Source organism: Autumnicola patrickiae (genome assembly GCF_031846525.1).
In the GTDB taxonomy this organism is placed as follows: Bacteria; Bacteroidota; Bacteroidia; order Flavobacteriales; family Flavobacteriaceae; genus Autumnicola; species Autumnicola patrickiae.
In genome coordinates, this window is record NZ_JAVRHM010000014.1 from 72825 (window position 1) to 90246 (window position 17422).

General features: G+C 38.5%; 15 protein-coding genes. 9 read left to right on the top strand and 6 right to left on the bottom strand.

Features of this window, described 5'->3' with window-relative positions; genetic code table 11:
- Positions 1–144: 144 nt before the first annotated feature.
- From capB to RM549_RS12650, 3 genes are all read right to left on the bottom strand, one after another.
- A complete protein-coding gene (gene capB, locus RM549_RS12640) occupies positions 145–1410 on the bottom strand; it encodes a cysteate-C-fatty acyltransferase (RefSeq protein ID WP_311685388.1) in 1266 nt (421 codons plus the stop codon).
- Positions 1411–1555: 145 nt separating this feature from the next.
- Positions 1556–2596, bottom strand: a complete 1041-nt coding sequence (gene capA, locus RM549_RS12645; protein WP_311685390.1) for a cysteate synthase — start codon at positions 2594–2596, stop codon at positions 1556–1558.
- Positions 2597–2702: 106 nt separating this feature from the next.
- A complete protein-coding gene (locus RM549_RS12650; RefSeq protein WP_311685392.1) occupies positions 2703–4760 on the bottom strand; it encodes a S9 family peptidase in 2058 nt (685 codons plus the stop codon).
- 124 nt (positions 4761–4884) lie between these two features.
- On the opposite strand from RM549_RS12650, the gene RM549_RS12655 reads away from it, so the two are divergent.
- On the top strand, positions 4885–5208 hold the full coding sequence (locus tag RM549_RS12655; RefSeq protein WP_311495856.1) for a YbaB/EbfC family nucleoid-associated protein: 324 nt from the start codon (positions 4885–4887) through the stop codon (positions 5206–5208).
- 174 nt (positions 5209–5382) lie between these two features.
- Here the strand turns inward: RM549_RS12655 and RM549_RS12660 are convergent, their stop codons facing one another.
- The gene (locus tag RM549_RS12660) at positions 5383–5898 is read right to left on the bottom strand and encodes a redoxin domain-containing protein (RefSeq protein ID WP_311685394.1); all 516 of its coding nucleotides are present in this window, start codon (positions 5896–5898) and stop codon (positions 5383–5385) included.
- Positions 5899–6162: 264 nt separating this feature from the next.
- The gene (locus tag RM549_RS12665) at positions 6163–7197 is read right to left on the bottom strand and encodes a threonine aldolase family protein (RefSeq protein ID WP_311685396.1); all 1035 of its coding nucleotides are present in this window, start codon (positions 7195–7197) and stop codon (positions 6163–6165) included.
- Between the two features lie 253 nt (positions 7198–7450).
- Between RM549_RS12665 and RM549_RS12670 the strand changes: the two genes are divergently transcribed.
- The 7 genes from RM549_RS12670 (at position 7451) to RM549_RS12700 (ending at position 15444) form a co-directional block, all read left to right on the top strand.
- A complete protein-coding gene (locus RM549_RS12670; RefSeq protein ID WP_311685398.1) occupies positions 7451–8917 on the top strand; it encodes a circularly permuted type 2 ATP-grasp protein in 1467 nt (488 codons plus the stop codon).
- 9 nt (positions 8918–8926) lie between these two features.
- Positions 8927–9874 carry an alpha-E domain-containing protein gene (locus tag RM549_RS12675; RefSeq protein ID WP_311685400.1) on the top strand — a complete coding sequence of 316 codons (948 nt, stop codon included), beginning with the start codon at positions 8927–8929 and terminating at the stop codon, positions 9872–9874.
- 43 nt (positions 9875–9917) lie between these two features.
- A complete protein-coding gene (locus RM549_RS12680) occupies positions 9918–10787 on the top strand; it encodes a transglutaminase-like domain-containing protein (RefSeq protein ID WP_311685401.1) in 870 nt (289 codons plus the stop codon).
- Between the two features lie 65 nt (positions 10788–10852).
- Positions 10853–11950 carry a peptide chain release factor 2 gene (gene prfB / locus RM549_RS12685; RefSeq protein ID WP_311685403.1) on the top strand — a complete coding sequence of 366 codons (1098 nt, stop codon included), beginning with the start codon at positions 10853–10855 and terminating at the stop codon, positions 11948–11950.
- Between the two features lie 68 nt (positions 11951–12018).
- Positions 12019–12360 (top strand): arsenate reductase (glutaredoxin), encoded by a 342-nt coding sequence (gene arsC, locus RM549_RS12690; RefSeq protein WP_311685405.1) that lies wholly within the window; start codon positions 12019–12021, stop codon positions 12358–12360.
- A 30-nt stretch (positions 12361–12390) separates the two neighbouring features.
- Positions 12391–12762 (top strand): hypothetical protein, encoded by a 372-nt coding sequence (locus RM549_RS12695; protein WP_311685407.1) that lies wholly within the window; start codon positions 12391–12393, stop codon positions 12760–12762.
- A 117-nt stretch (positions 12763–12879) separates the two neighbouring features.
- Entirely contained in the window at positions 12880–15444 is a 2565-nt protein-coding gene (locus RM549_RS12700) for a TonB-dependent receptor (RefSeq protein ID WP_311685409.1), read from the top strand.
- A 50-nt stretch (positions 15445–15494) separates the two neighbouring features.
- Here RM549_RS12700 and RM549_RS12705 read toward each other — a convergent pair whose 3' ends face one another.
- A complete protein-coding gene (locus RM549_RS12705) occupies positions 15495–15680 on the bottom strand; it encodes a hypothetical protein (protein WP_311685410.1) in 186 nt (61 codons plus the stop codon).
- Positions 15681–15881: 201 nt separating this feature from the next.
- On the opposite strand from RM549_RS12705, the gene fumC reads away from it, so the two are divergent.
- On the top strand, positions 15882–17279 hold the full coding sequence (gene fumC, locus RM549_RS12710; protein WP_311685412.1) for a class II fumarate hydratase: 1398 nt from the start codon (positions 15882–15884) through the stop codon (positions 17277–17279).
- Positions 17280–17422: the final 143 nt, after the last annotated feature.

Genomic DNA, 17422 nt, shown 5'->3' on the forward strand with positions numbered 1-17422 from the left:
ACAGGCCGATAATTGTAAAAAATGAGACCTCATCTTGAAGCCGAAAAGCATCAGAAGAAGTACGGCAGGAACTTAATAGCCTAAAAAGAAAAAGGGCGAAAATTGCCATTTTCACCCTCTCCCCTAAAATAAATATATTTTATGTTATTCCTTTTCAGCAGCAGCCGCGGCTACTGTGGCAGATAATCTTTTATAGGTTCCGTTTTCCAAACGCTCCCTGATTGCAGAAAAAGCTTCCAGCGTTTCTTCAACATCGGTGAGGTTATGCGAAGCAGTTGGGATAAGTCTTAAGAGAATCATTCCTTTTGGAATTACCGGATAAACCACAATAGAGCAGAAAACTCCGTAATTTTCCCTTAAATCATGAACCAAAGCCATAGCTTCCGGAATACTTCCTTCCAAATATACAGGAGTCACACAACTTTGCGTGCTTCCTATATCAAAACCTCGTTCTCTAAGTCCGTTTTGCAGCGCATTTACGTTTTCCCAAAGTTTTTCCTTTAATTCAGGCATTGTACGCAACATTTCCAGCCTTTTTAAAGCGCCTACCACTAACTGCATTTGCAAGGATTTGGCAAACATCTGGGAACGTAAATTATACTTTAGATAATCCATAATTTCCTTATCTCCGGCAATAAAAGCTCCAGTACTTGCAAGAGATTTGGCAAATGTGGCAAAATATACATCTATATCGTCCTGTACACCCTGCTCCTCACCTGCTCCGGCCCCTGTCTTACCAAGAGTTCCAAAGCCGTGTGCATCATCTACAAATAATCTGAAATTGTACTTTTTCTTCAGCTCAACGATTTCCTTCAGCTTTCCCTGTTCGCCACGCATTCCAAAGACCCCTTCAGAAATCACCAATATCCCTCCTCCGGTTTGTTCAGCAATTTTAGTAGCACGCTGCAGGTTCTTTTCGATACTGGCCATATCGTTGTGCTTATAGGTAAAACGCTGACCAAGGTGCAATCTCACCCCGTCAATAATACAAGCGTGGGCATCTACATCGTATACAATAACATCAGATTTCGAAACCAAAGCATCTATGGTAGAAACCATTCCCTGGTAACCAAAATTCAAAAGATAAGCAGCCTGTTTATTTACAAAAGAAGCAAGCTCATCCTGCAATTTTTCATGAAGATCTGTATGCCCGCTCATCATCCTTGCTCCCATTGGGTAAGCAGATCCATATTGTTTTGCAGCTTCGGCATCAACTTTTCGCACTTCCGGATGGTTGGCAAGACCCAAATAATCGTTAATACTCCAGGTAATAACATCTTTTCCCCTAAACTTCATTCGGTTTGAAATCTCTCCTTCCAGTTTAGGAAATACAAAATAACCTTCAGCCTGGTCTGCCCATTTGCCCAAAGGCCCTTTGTCTTTGTATATTTTGTCAAATAAATCTCTCATTGATTCTTTTTTATACGAGCCACAAAAGTACTTAAAATCGCCTCAATTGCCCAAAGTTATTTAGCAGCCTTAGCAGAAACTTTTAAAAACAGAAACATCCGCACTTAGCGGATGTTTTATTGTTCTAATATTTAAAAAATGGATCTTATTTTATAAATTCTATTTGCTGAACAGAAATTTCGTTCTGCGTATCAAAGAATCCCTGTTCATTCATCCAGTCGTCACTGTAAATTTTACTCATATAACGCGAACCGTGATCTGGAAAGATTACCACAACCTTGCTGTTTTCATTAAACTCCCCATCTTCTGCTAACTGAAGGATTCCCTGCATCGCCGCACCACTGGTATATCCCAAAAAGAGGCCTTCTGTTTTTGCCAGTTTTCGTGCTGTATGCGCGCTCTCCTCATCTGTTACTTTCACGAATTTGTCGATAACATCAAAATCTGTAGCTGTGGGGATCAGGTTTTTTCCCAGGCCTTCAATCCTATAAGGATATATTTCTTCGGAATCAAATTCCCTCGTTTCGTGGAATTTCTTCAGAACAGAACCGTAAGCATCAACGCCAATAATTTTCACATTGGGGTTCTGCTCTTTCAGGTATTTTGCGGTACCCGAAATTGTTCCTCCCGTCCCACTACAGGCAACAAGATGTGTGATTTCACCTTCTGTCTGCTTCCAGATTTCGGGACCGGTAGTGTGATAATGCGCTTCCATATTAAGCTCATTAAAATACTGATTAATATAAACCGAACCTTTTGTTTCTTCATGAATCCTGCGGGCAACCTGGTAATAAGATCTTGGATCGTCTGCCGAGACGTGCGCCGGACAGACGTAAACTTTAGCGCCCATAGTCCTTAGCATATCGATTTTATCCCTGGATGCTTTGGAACTTACTGCCAGAATGCACTCGTAACCTTTAATTATACTTACCATAGCAATACTAAAACCCGTATTACCAGATGTGGTCTCCACAATGGTATTTCCCGGTTTCAGGATTCCTTTTCTTTCAGCTTCTTCAATAATATATAGTGCAATCCTGTCTTTGGCTGAGTGTCCCGGATTAAAAGCTTCTACTTTAGCGTAGTATTGGCCTTTAAGTTCTTCAGTAATTTTATTGATTTGTACAAGAGGTGTATTACCAATTAGCTGTAACACATTGTCGTACACTTTCAAATCTTCTTTCATAAACGAAGTTGTTTTACAGAAAAAGATTTTATGAAAAATCAAATTAGGTCAGGCAAACCGACTAAATATTCCATAAAATCAATCAAAGTTAAGGCAAAAATTTTAATTATTTATTAATTCCCTCTAAATCGAGAAGAAAAGCATACTCTTCTGCGACTTCTTTTAAAGCTTCAAACCTTCCGGAAGCACCTCCATGTCCCGCATCCATATTGGTATGAAAAAGCAGGATGTTGTTATCTGTCTTTAGTTCCCTTAGCTTGGCGATCCATTTTGCCGGTTCCCAGTACTGCACCTGTGAATCATGCAACCCAGTAGTCACCAGCATATTGGGGTAATCCTGCGCCACCACATTGTCGTAAGGTGAATAGGACTTCATATATTCATAATACCCTTCTTCGTTCGGATTTCCCCATTCGTCATATTCCCCTGTAGTAAGCGGAATGCTGTCATCCAGCATCGTCGTCACCACATCTACAAAAGGTACTGCGGCAATCACTCCTTTATAAAGGTTTGGCGCCATATTAATCACGACTCCCATTAAAAGGCCGCCAGCAGAACCGCCCATGGCATAAAGGTGATTTGCTGAAGTATATTTTTCATTAATAAGATGCTTTGAAACATCTATATAATCTGTAAAAGTATTCCGTTTATTGAACAGTTTACCGTCTTCGTACCAGCCTCTACCAAGATATTCCCCTCCGCGAATATGGGCAATAGCGTAAATAAATCCGCGATCCAGAAGGCTTAACCTTACGGAAGAAAAATAGGGATCGATAGTTGAACCGTAGGAACCGTAGGCATATTGAAGCAGCGGACTTTCTCCGTTTCGTTCCATTCCTTTCCTGTACACCATCGTGACAGGAATTCTTGTACCGTCTTCAGCAGTGGCCCAGATGCGTTCAGATTCGTAATTGTCTTTATCAAAATCTCCAAGCACTTCCTGTTCCTTTAAAACCGTTTTTTCACCGGTTTCCATATTAAAATCTACTACTGAAGTTGGAGTGGTAAGCGAGTTATAGGTATAGCGAAGAATGCTGGTATTAAAAGCAGGATTTATTGAAGTGTAGGCAGTATAAGTTTCATTATCGAAAGGAATATAATATTCTTCATTATTTTCCCACCTGATGATCCTGATCTTATTCAGCCCGTTGTTCCGCTCCCCTACTACAAGAAAATCCTTAAAAATATCGATGTCTTCCAGCAAATAATCCTCACGATGCGGAATTACATCCACCCAGTTTTGCATCCCTGTGTGATCTACCGGGGTTCTCATCAGTTTAAAATTAACTGCCTTGTCTTTGTTCGTCAGAATATAAAAATGTCCCTCATAATGCGAAACGCTATATTCGATCCCTCTTATACGAGGCTGAAATATTCTGAATTCCCCTTTCGGGTTATCTGCTTCAAGAATCCTGTACTCCGTAGTCAACGTACTGCTGGAGCCAATGATGATGTATTTTCGTGATTTTGATTTGTAGACGTAAGTACTGAAGGTATCGTCTTCCTCTTCAAAAACCAGCTGATCATCCTTGGGATTTGTGCCTAAAATATGCTTATAAATCTGAAAAGACCTCAGCGTCTGTTCATCCTTTTTTGTGTAGTAAAGCGTCTTATTATCATTCGCCCAGGTAGAACTTCCTGTGGTGTTCTTTATTTCTTCTGAAGAAAATTCTCCGGTTTCAAGGTTTTTAATCCGGATAGTATATTTCCGGCGGCTGACAGTGTCGGTGGCAAAAGCGACCATTTTATTATCGGGGCTCACGTTAAGTCCGCCAAGTCGGTAATAATCGTAACCTTCAGCCATTTCATTAACGTTAAACAGAATTTCTTCCGGGGCATCTAACGTCTCTTTTTTTCTGGAGTATATTGGATAATCCTTTCCGGTTTCAAAGCGGGTAAGGTACCAGTAGCCGTTCAGCTTATAAGGAACAGATTCGTCATCTTCCTTGATGCGGCCCTTCATTTCATTAAATAACTGAAGCTGAAAATCCTTTGTATGAGCAGTCATCTCATCATTGTACCGGTTCTCTTCTTCAAGATATTGGATAACTTCAGGGTTTTCCCTCTCATTCATCCAGTAATAATTATCAATCCTTACGTCTCCGTGTATTTCTAATCTCTTTTCAATCCTCTTAGCTCTTGGAGGCAATATCTCTTTCTTCAATTCAATTTTATTTTGTGTGCAAAGGTAATCATCCTGACAAAATAATTAAGATTAGCCGCTTAAGATCATTATTGACCGGGTAATTTATTAAATTTGTGTTTAACCATTTTTAAAAAAGAAGACTATGTTTGGAGATATGATGGGTATGATGAATAAGATCAAGGAAACCCAGGAGAAAGTAGAAGCTACAAAAGAACGACTGAAAACCGTACTTATAGATGAAGAATCCAGCGATGGATTATTAAAAGTAACCATCACCGCGACTAGGGAAATCAAGAATATTTCTATTGCAGACGAGTTGCTTGAGGACAAAGAACAACTTGAAGATTATCTTGTGCTTACCTTAAACAAAGCTATTTCAAGAGCTTCAGATGTTAACGAAAATGAACTTGGAGCCGTTGCCAAAGAAGGAATGCCAGATATTCCAGGAATGGATATGTTTAAGTAGAGTTAAAGTTTAAAGTTTAAACTTTAAACTTTAAAGTGAAATAAAGAGAAAATCCCGCGATTTGAAAATCTGCGGGATTTTTATTTTACCTTAACTCTTTAACTTTTTTCCTCTTTAGCTTAGAACTTTCCACTCTCCACTTCTACCCTCTAACTTTATACCTCGTACTTCCAATCACGCTTCTCCCCTTGCAGGATAGTCTTTTTCAAGAACAAAGTCTATAGCTTTTAAAAGTTCATCAAATTTTGGTCTAGCGAAAGGCATGCTTTGGATGGAAGCTGCGTAAAGTGTAAAATCAGGTTTTATAAGGAATAGTCCGGGTTCAAAGAAAACTTCCGGTTCTTCAGATTTAACACCTTCAGAAATGTATAAATCCCATTTTCGGGCATCTTCAGAAACCAGGTCGTATCCGATAGTAAGATTATCCACATCCCAATCCTGAACAGTCTTTTCTGCACGCTCTTTACTATCACCACTCACGCAAATCACGCTCACTCCCTTATCCCGAAATTTATCAACTTTCGTGTTTAGCTCTTCAAGATATTTTTTACATACGGGACAATGGAGTCCGCGGTAAAAAATGACCATTATAAAATTCTCCGGTTTCTGCTCCCGCAGTTTCCATTGCATTCCGTTGGTGGTATTAACAATAAGTCCGGGTGCCTCTTTGCGAGGTAATGCATTTTTCATTTTCAATTATTTTTGATTTTCTTCAAAATACATAAATGCCCATTCGAAATTTATTAAAAGCCCTATAATCTTCTGTTAAGGTTGCTCGAAGTTTGGAGTTTGGAGTTCGGAGTTATGCAATGCTGAAAGAAGTTCAGCATCTAAAATATACTACAGGCCGATAATTGCCATTTTTGACCTGTCGCTTTTAACGCTAATGCGAGAACTAAAAACGTCGCGACTCCGCTTGAAGTGACAAAACTCCAAACTACAAACCAAGAACTTTTAAAGCTCGATCATTTTTATCACTTCGAGAAAACGCTGATGCAATTCTTCAGAATAATCTAGGTGCGTTACAATCCGGAGCTTGCCCTGGCCCATATTACTTATCCTGATATTCTCCTTCTGAAGCTTTTTCAGAAATTCTGCTTCATCTGAAGGATTTTTTAGGTAGAAAATGACAATATTGGTTTCTACCGGCTCTACTTCGCCAACATAATCCTGCTTTTTCAGTGTCTCTCCTATTTCCGAAGCTCGTTTATGATCTTCAGCAAGACGCTCCACCTGGTGATCCAGGGCATAAACTCCTGCAGCTGCCATAAATCCGATCTGTCGCATGCCGCCACCAAGCACTTTACGAACCCTAATCGCATTTTTCATAATATCGTGGTTACCAATAAGTACTGTACCTATTGGTGTTCCCAATCCTTTGGAAAGACAAACCGAAATAGTATCGAAAACTTTTCCGTATTCCTTTGGATCTTCATTTTTTGCCACGAGAGCGTTAAAAAGCCGCGCCCCGTCCAAATGAAGCCCCAAATTATGCTCGTCACAGACTTTTCTGATCTTTTTAAACTCTTCAAAATCATAACAGGCTCCGCCGCCTTTATTGGTTGTATTTTCCAGGCAAACAAGCGTAGTAAGCGGACTATGATAGAAATCCGGGGGATTGATGTTTTCCTCAACCTGAGCTGCGGTGATCATCCCGCGGTGGCCGTCTACAAGCTTGCAAGAAACTCCGCTGTTAAACGATGCACCTCCGCCTTCATAATTAAAAACATGCGCCCATTTATCACAAATTAACTGATCTGCAGGTTGGGTGTGTAATTTTATCGCTGCCTGGTTAGCCATACTTCCTGTTGGGAAAAATAAAGCCTCGTCCTTCCCGAACATTTCGGCTAATTTTTTCTCTAATTTATTTACCGTAGGATCTTCTTTGTAGACATCATCCCCCACTTCTGCAGACATAATTGCCTTCAACATTCCTTCAGTGGGACGGGTAACCGTATCGCTCCTTAGATCTATTTCCTGCTCTTTCATTTTACATTTTCTTTTTCCGTAGAATTTATTTTAATGCGGAATCTCTTAAAAACCCATTTCTACTGCGGAAATTTCACATCAAAGTTAGAGAAAAATGTTTATCCCGCAGAAGGACATTTTCGATAATTGGAAATATAATAATCGCAATAAAGCCGTGCCTGTATTGAAGTATAGACTTTTATTAACTGCAAATATTATCATAATAGCAGCTGCTAAAAGACTGAAAATTCGTAAATTATGTAAAAAGAAATATATGAAAGCAAAGCAAAACGAACCTACCTTCTCTTCTTATAAAAATGATCCAAAATTTTACGATGAAATTTTTGATGAGAATAACAAGGTAAAGGATGTTTATAAGACATTATTAAATCTCTACAGCGAACATTCTCCACAGGATTTTGCGATGTTGAATAACAAAGCAAAAGCTTCTTTTTTTAACCAGGGAATAACGTTTCAGGTATATGGGGAACATGAGACTAAAGAGAAAATTTTTCCTTTTGACCTCTTTCCAAGGATTATAGACCCCGATGAATGGGAACATATTGAAAAAGGTGTTCTTCAGCGGAGTAAGGCTTTAAACGAATTTCTCTGGGACATTTATCACGACAAAAAGATCATTAAAGACGGAATTGTTCCCCTTGACCTTATAAACTCTTCAGAAAATTTTTTGGATCAAATGATTAATCTTGATCCACCTGGCGGTGTTTATAATCATATTTCCGGAACGGATCTCATAAAACATTCCGACGGAGAATATTACGTACTGGAAGATAATATTCGCTGTCCTTCTGGCGTGAGTTATGTTATTTGTAATCGTACAGCGCTAAAACGTGCGCTATTCGGGGTGTTTAACCATTATCAGACGCATACGGTCACCAACTACGCCGAAAACCTGCTGGAAATTATGGAAACCGTTAAACCACAAGGGGTAGATAGCCCAAATTGCATTGTTATAACACCAGGGGTTTATAATTCGGCATATTACGAACATTCTTATCTCGCCAAAGCTATGGGCGTAGAACTTGTGGAGGGTCGGGATCTTTTTGTCGAGAATGACTTTGTGTACATGAAAACCATTAACGGACCTCAAAAAGTGGACGTTATATACAGGAGGATTGACGATCAATTTATTGATCCGTTGGAATTTAAACCTGATTCTGCCCTGGGTGTACCGGGATTACTTGCGGCCTATCGCAGAGGAAATGTTACACTTGTGAATGCTCCTGGTACAGGAGTGGCCGACGATAAAGCGGTTTATACGTATATGCCGCAAATCATTAAGTATTATCTCGATGAAGAACCAATACTTAAAAACGTCCACACTTACCACTGCAGCCGACCCGACGAGTTAAAATATGTGCTGGAGAATGTAGATAAACTGGTAGTTAAACCGGTAGATGAGTCCGGTGGTTATGGGATTTCCATTGGAAATAAACTTACCAAAGAAGAAATTGAAAAAGTAAAGGAAACCATACAGGCAAATCCGCGAAAATATATCGCACAACCCATTATGTCTTTGTCTACACATGCTACTTATATAGAAGATGAAGAGTGTTTTGAACCCCGGCATGTAGATCTAAGAACCTTTACACTTTTGGGTCAGGAAAAATCCTTTGTTCTTAAAGGCGGACTTACACGCGTAGCGCTTCAAAAAGGAAATTTAGTAGTAAATTCTTCCCAGGGAGGCGGATCAAAAGACACCTGGGTTCTAAAAAAATAAAAAAATTATATGTTAGCAAGAGTAGCCAATAACCTGTTTTGGATGGGACGTTATATAGAGCGGACCGAACACGTAGCCAGATACTTAAATGTAAATTATTTTTCTTCACTGGATGCACCTAATGAACTTTCACAATCCCGCCAATTTGTCTTAAAATCTATGCTATTTATGGCTGATGACGAAGTAGCAGATCCTGAAAAAATATTAAACGAAGAAGAAGTTCTCTATAATATTGGGCTAAATCCTGATAAGAATTATTCAATTATAAATTATGTGCAGTACGCAAGGGAAAACGCCAATAGTGCGCGTGATCTTATTTCTACAGAATTATACGAAGCTCTCAACCGGTTTTATCACTATGTTTTAAAATATCCGCGGGAAAAATTCACTCAAAGCGGTTTATATGAGTTCACTATCAGCGTGTCAGAATCTACTTCTATCCTTCGCGGAAAAATAAGAGGCACCCTTCTACATGATGAGGTTTACGCAATCATAATGCTGGGAATTAACATTGAAAGGGCAACGCAGGTTACCAGGATCATAAATGCAAAGTATCATGATGCTGTTTTGGCACAAGGGAGCTATGGTGACGGGATTAAAAATAGTTATGAATGGATTACACTTTTAAAGTGTATAGAATCCTATGATATGAACAGGCGATTTTACCGGAAAACACCAACAAGCTTTACTACTTTAGAATTTCTTATCCTTAACCCAGATTGTCCCCGCTCAATTATGAATAGTCTTAACGAATTGAGCCGACATATTCAGGTTCTTACGCAAGAGAAAAATCCTTCAAAGGATTCTGTTGCTTTTCTTGTGGGTAAGGTAAAAGCTGAATATGAGTATAAAATAATTGAAGAAATTGAGGACGATTTTCAAACTTTTATAGAAAAAATATTGAACTCTCTGGTACTCATAGGTCAAAAAATGGAAAAGGAATATTTTAACTATTAATTCTACAGAAGATGGCTAAATTTGCAGACCTTAAAATCACACCTTGGAATACATTATAAAATACAAAGCGCAAAACACCTACGAAGCCTCTGCTAATGGCGCTTTGTGGCAATTTCTTATCACTCCGGAAGACAATGATAATCAAACATTGGAATATGCTGATTTTCGAAATTCCCTGCAGGTGATAGTAGAGAATTCTATTAATGGCTTTGGCTTTAAAACCTATAGAATTCAACCCAAACAAGTATTTAAAGAAATAGAATTTGAGGCAGAATTTAAACTTTCTAAGGAGGTCGTAAATCCCTTTGAAACTATTCCTTCTACAAGTGACGAAGACGCATACCAGCTTTTAGAAACACTTGAGTTTAAGGTAGAACACGAACAGTTCCTAAGAAAAACCCCTCTTACCTCCATCCCTGCAGAACTCAAAAATAATTTTAGCTTCGATTTGTCCCTGGGTATCTTTGAAAATCTTCAAAAGCTTAATGCATGGATATACAATAATTTTAAGTTTAAAGCAGACGTAACAGATGTAGATTCAGATTTAACGGCAGTACTGCAAAATATGAAGGGTGTATGCCAGGATTTTACGCATCTCTTTTGCGCTTTAGCCAGGGAAAATAAAATTCCGACGCGCTACGTGTCAGGGTATTTGCACCAGGGTCAGGGTTATGAAGGTGATTCCCAAATGCACGCGTGGGCAGAAAGTTTTATTCCCGGCACCGGCTGGGTGGGATTCGATCCAACCAATAACCTTATAGCAGTAGAAAATCATATAAAAGTTGCACACGGTAAAGATTATTCAGATTGTCCTCCTATAAAAGGTCTTGTGTATACTACCGGGGATAATGAAACCACCTATACCGTAGAAGTATCTTCAGAACAGCAACAGCAACAACAGCAGCAACAATAATTTTTCTGATTGGGCTTTATATTTTATAAAAAAGAGTTATACTTTCGAATAATAAATTTGAATTTATGATTACTACCGATCAGGTAAAACTTATTAAAGAAAGACTTTCTGCTTTACATACCCATTTGGATATCGAGCAGAAACAAATCGAAATTCAGAACGAAGAAGAAAAAACCTTTGATCCTGATTTTTGGAATGATCCCAGAGAAGCTGAAGCTTTTATGCGGACATTGAGAGGGAAGAAAAAGTGGGTGGAAGAATATTTACAGGCAAAAAGCTGGCTTGAAGAATTACAGGTTTTGCTGGAGTTTCACGAAGAAGGAGAAGCCTCAGATGAAGATGTAGAGAAGCAGTACAAAAAAATTATTGACCTTCTGGAAGGTGTGGAATTCAGAAATATGCTCTCTGAAGAAGGTGATGATTTAAGTGCTGTACTACAAATCACTGCCGGTGCCGGTGGTACCGAAAGTTGCGACTGGGCACAGATGCTTATGAGGATGTATATGATGTGGGCAGAAAAGCAGGGCTATAAAATTAAAGAACTTAATTACCAGGAAGGTGATGTGGCCGGAATTAAGACTGTGACCCTGGAAATTGATGGTGAATATGCCTTTGGATGGTTAAAAGGAGAGAATGGAGTCCACAGGTTGGTGAGAATCTCCCCATTTGACAGTAATGCAAAGCGCCATACATCTTTTGCTTCAGTATATGTTTATCCCCTTGCAGATGAAAGTATAGAAATAGAAATTAATCCATCAGAAATTTCATGGGAAACTATGAGATCTTCAGGAGCGGGAGGACAAAATGTGAACAAAGTGGAAACAGCAGTACGTCTTCGACATGCACCCACAGGGATTGTGGTGGAAAATTCTGAAACCCGTTCTCAGCTGGAAAACAAGAATAAGGCCATGCAGCTGTTAAAGAGTCAGTTATACGAAATAGAACTTCAAAAGCAACAGGCACAGCGAAGAGAAATTGAAGATTCCAAAATGAAGATTGAATGGGGATCTCAGATCAGGAATTATGTTATGCATCCTTATAAACTGGTGAAAGATGTGAGAACTGCAGAAGAAACCGGAAATGTAGACGATGTGATGGACGGCGAAATTGATAATTTCCTGAAGGCTTTTTTAATGATGACCGGACAACGGAATGATCATTGATAATAACTAAAAAACCTTTTGATATTAAATTGAATTGTTTATTTTAAACAGTGAAAATTAAATAAAGAATGATTACGGTTTACCACAATACAAGATGTAAAAAATCCCGGGAGGGTTTAGAAGTTGTAAAAGACTCTGGTAAGGATTACAGAGTCAGGGAATATTTAAAAGTTCCATTAACAGAAGAAGAACTTTCAGCACTTATTGATAAAATGAACATCTCACCTATTCAGCTTGTGAGAAAGAATGAAAAAGCTTGGAAGGAAAATTATAAAGAGATAGATCTAAGTGACAGGGAGCTTATTTCTGTAATGGTAAAAAACCCTAAACTTATAGAACGACCCATTGTGGAGAATGATCGTAAAGCTGTAATTGGAAGACCAGCATCAGATATTGAGGAGGTTTTGTAAGAACAGTCAGAAAACAAAAAAAATATAACTATGAAACTGCAGCAAAAAATAGGATTTTTAAGCCTGGCAGGTGTATTGGCCGCCGGCTATTATTTTTATACCAAATTATATATTCAGGAACAACAGCGTCAGGAAATTAAAGACGTTGCCGAAGAACTGGCTTATGCATGGAGACCAAAGCTTGGCCTTACCATAGATCAGGTTCATGGATTCGAGAACCTTATTATAGAATACACGATCAAGAAGAACGAAGTTCTTAGTTCTTCACTTAATCACGAAAAACAAATCAGGCAACTTAAAGCGATTCAGAAAGAAGAACATTTAAAAATGCAGAAACTCTTATCTGAGGATCAATTCAACACCTATTTGACAGTAAATAGAAATTTAACTAAAAAATCTTAAACTGTTATCAACTTAAACAGAAGCTTTTAACATAATTCCCTGCTGCTTTAACGGAAACTTAACCCTTGTTGATTAAACTATTTTAATCCTGCACGGTCAAAGGGTAAAATTTATCTAATGACCACCAAAGTTTTATCACCATTCGGCTTACTGCTGATTTTCTTATTTACATTTCAGTTTCAGGCATATTCTCAGCAAGAAGAATTTACCATTTCGGGAAAAGTAATTGATAACGATCTGGAAGTTCCACTGGAATATGCCACAATTTCTGTTATTAATGCTAACGATCCACAGGATCTAACAGGAGGAATTACCGATATAGACGGTAATTTTTCAATCGATGTGCCTGAAGGCACCTATGATATTCTTGTAGAGTTTATTTCTTACGAGTCCAAACGCTTTAATGATCGTACAGTAGATTCAAACACAGATCTGGGAACAATTCCTTTGGGAGTTAGTTCTGCCAGCCTGGATGAGGTCGTTGTAAGAGCAGAAACCACTCAGGTAGACGTAAGGCTGGATAAAAAAATATACAATATTGGCCAGGATCTTACTACAGCCGGAGGAACTGTTAGTGACGCTCTTAATAATGTTCCCTCAATCTCTGTAGATATTGAAGGTGGAATAAGCCTTAGGGGTAACGACAATGTCAGGATACTTATTAATGGAAAACCTTCTGCTATGGCTGGGTTTGGTGGAACCGACGTTCTTGGACAACTTCCGGCAGAGGCTATTGAGCGTGTAGAGGTGATCACCTCTCCTTCTGCCCGTTATGATGCTGAAGGAACAGCAGGGATTATCAATATTATTCTTCGGAAAAAAGAAACACTTGGATTTAACGGTTCGCTTACTTTAAATGCGGGACATCCTGAAAATGCCGGGGTTAATGCAAACCTTAATTATAGAACCGAAAATTATAACCTCTTTACCACTACCGGTTACCGCTATTCAGAATCTCCGGGAAATGCCTTTTTCGACACCAGATATTTTGAAAATCAGCAAGATGCTTTTCTGGACAGCATTCCCTATAATAGAAATGTAGAGGATCGGCAGATGGATAGGATTAATCGCGGATTTAATACCAACTTTGGAATGGAATATTATATAAATGATATGTCTTCCATAACCGGTGCAATATTCTACAGGAAGGGTAATGACGAAGATCTTACAACCAATATAAGTGATTATTATCTTAACAACAGTCCTCAAATAGGTACTGAAAGGTATGAAAAAGAGACTGAGGAAGATGATAGCTACCAGTTCTCCATAAACTATATCAACAAGTTCGATAATGAGGGACATGAACTAACTGCAGATGTTCAGTATGAAAATGATCAGGAAACACAACAAACCCTAATAAGGGAACCGGTCATGTACAATAATTCAGATCAGGACAATATCTTTCTGCCAAGAGAGCGTACAAACACCCTTGAGAAGCAAAAAGAGTACCTAATCCAGGCAGATTATGTAAGGCCTATAGGTGAGAATTCTCAGTTTGAAGCAGGGTATCGCGGAAACTTTGAAAATGAAGTGACTGACTATAAGCTCTTTCAGGAGAATGTTAATAATGAGCTTTTACTGAATGTAAACCAAACTAATATTTTTGATTATTCTGAAAATGTTCAGGCTTTATATTCTCAGTACGGATCAAAATTTGGAGACTTTAGTTTCCTTTTAGGTTTACGCCTGGAGAATACACAATTAAAAGGACAAATTGATTCTGAATTATCTGAAGAAGAGTTACAGGAAATATATTCATTCGATATCGATACAGATTTTGACAACAATTACCTAGGCCTCTTTCCTACCGTAAACCTAATTTATGAATTAGGCGAAGAAGAAAATATTACACTTGGTTATAACAGAAGGATAAACAGGCCACGTGGCTGGTTTATTAATCCATTTCCTTCAAGAAGTAGTAGAAATAACGTTTTCCAGGGGAATCCTAATTTACAGCCGGCATTCTCTAATGCTTTTGATTTGGGATATTTAAAAAGATGGGAAAAACTTACTCTTACTTCTTCTGTATATTATCAACGTGAAACTGATGCTTTTTCGAGAGTTCAGGAAAATGTAAATATTTCGGTAACCAATCCTGATTATGTTGAAGGTGATCCAATTTCAGAACAATATGTGGAACAGCGTGTAATTAGAAATATCCCTTTTAACCTGGCTACAAATGATCGTATGGGTGCTGAACTTGGTTTCCTGTATAATCCCGCAGATTGGTTAAGACTAAATGGTAGTTTTAATTACTTCAGGTTTGCATTGGATGGTTCCTTTAATGGAGTAGATTACAGTCAGGAAAATACCAGTTATTTTGGTCGATTCAGTTCCAAAGTAACCTTACCAGGAAGCATCGACTGGCAAACCAATGCTTTTTATCGTGGTCCATCAGATGAAGTTCAAGGTACACAGGAAGGAATTCTTTCTATAGATCTTGCCTTAAGTAAGGAAATATTAAATGAACAGGCAACCATTTCATTAAATGTGCGTGATTTATTAAATTCCAGAAGAAGGAACGCTTACACTCTTACAGACAATTTTGAACAGGATACAGAATTTCAGTGGAGACAAAGACAAATAAATGTTTCTTTGATATACAGATTTAATCAGCAAAAAAGACAACAACAAAGGGAGAATGCAGAAAATGGAGGTGAAGATATGGATGGCGAATTCTAGAAGCAAAAGAAAAATACATAAAAAAAAAGGGACAAAATTTGTCCCTTTTTTTATGCGTTTTTTACATCTGCTTCTTTAGCTTTTTTCCTGGCAGCCTGTTTTTCTTTAAGAAATTCTGTTAAGGAACCTCCAATCCAATAAGGAACAATTGCAACTAGAAATATCATTAGCCAAAATCCCATTGTTATTATAATTAGGAAAGCTAAAAACCCAAGATACTGATCGAATTCGAACATAATTCTAAATTTTGAATCTGGTCAAAGATATAAACTATCAATGGCTTATCACAATTAAAATTTAAATTTTTGGGCCTACAGTCCATATTAGGATCGATATTGTTAAAATCTGGAGCCTCATTTGGTCAGGAAATTTAATGGTTTTTTTAGCCAAAAGAAGCGGCTAAAATGTAAATTTGTAAGGCAATCAATTATAATGTTATGGATTACAGAATAGAAAAGGATACTATGGGGGAGGTAAAAGTTCCTTCAAATAAATTATGGGGAGCTCAAACAGAGCGTTCAAGAAATAATTTTAAAATTGGCCCTTCCGGCAGTATGCCCCTGGAAATAATCTACGGCTTTGCCTATCTTAAAAAAGCTGCAGCATACACCAACTGTGAGCTTGGCGCTTTACCAGTTGAAAAAAGAGACTATATAGCACAGGTATGTGACGAAATTTTAGCTCGAAAGCATGATGACCAGTTTCCGCTGGTAATCTGGCAAACCGGTAGCGGTACGCAGAGTAATATGAATGTGAATGAGGTGATTGCCAACAGGGCGCACCAGCTTGCCGGGAAAAAAATTGGTGAAGGTGAAAAAACTTTGCAGCCAAACGACGATGTGAATAAATCGCAATCTTCTAATGACACTTTCCCAACAGGAATGCATATTGCCGCTTATCAGAAGATTATAAAAATTACCCTTCCGGGTCTGAGGAAACTAAGGGAAACCCTTAAGAAAAAGTCAGATGAGTTTAAGGAAGTGGTGAAAATCGGCCGTACGCACTTTATGGACGCCACTCCTTTAACCCTTGGCCAGGAATTTAGTGGATATGTGGCGCAGCTGGATTATGGCATTAAAGCCCTTGAAAATACCTTACCACATTTAGCAGAACTCGCTTTGGGTGGTACGGCAGTTGGAACCGGACTTAACACTCCTAAAGGATACTCTAAACGTGTGGCAGAATTTATCGCTAAGTTTACCGAACTTCCATTTACATCTGCCGGGAACAAATTTGAAGCCCTGGCTGCACATGATGCTCTCGTGGAAACCCATGGTGCACTTAAACAGATAGCTGTTTCGTTGAATAAGATCGGAAACGATATTAGAATGCTTGCTTCCGGACCGCGAAGCGGAATTGGTGAAATTAACATTCCGGCCAATGAACCTGGATCTTCTATTATGCCGGGTAAAGTAAATCCTACCCAGTGTGAAGCTCTTACGATGGTTTGCGCCCAGGTAATTGGTAATGATGTTAGTATGAGCGTTGGAGGTATGCAAGGGCAGTTTGAGTTGAATGTCTTTAAACCAGTTATGGCTGCCAACCTGCTACAAAGTGCAGAATTGTTAGGCGATGCCTGCCAATCTTTTGAAGAACATTGTGCAAGGGGAATTGAAGCAAATACAAGCAGAATTCAGGAGCATTTAAATAATTCCCTGATGCTGGTAACGGCTTTAAATACCAAAATCGGATATTATAAAGCTGCCGAAATTGCAAATACAGCCCATAAGAATGGTACTACTTTAAAAGAAGAAGCCGTAAACCTTGGCCACTTAACAGCTGAAGAGTTTGACGAATGGGTAAAACCTAAAGATATGGTTGGAAATCTGAAATAATTCAGTTTTCTCATTATAAAAAGCCACGAATACTATGAAAGTGTTCGTGGCTTTTTATTTTTATAAGGATGCCTAAAAATGCCAATTTTCGCTACTTGTCGAGCGGGAAGCCTCTTGCATCGAAGAGCGTCTTAAAAACTTCT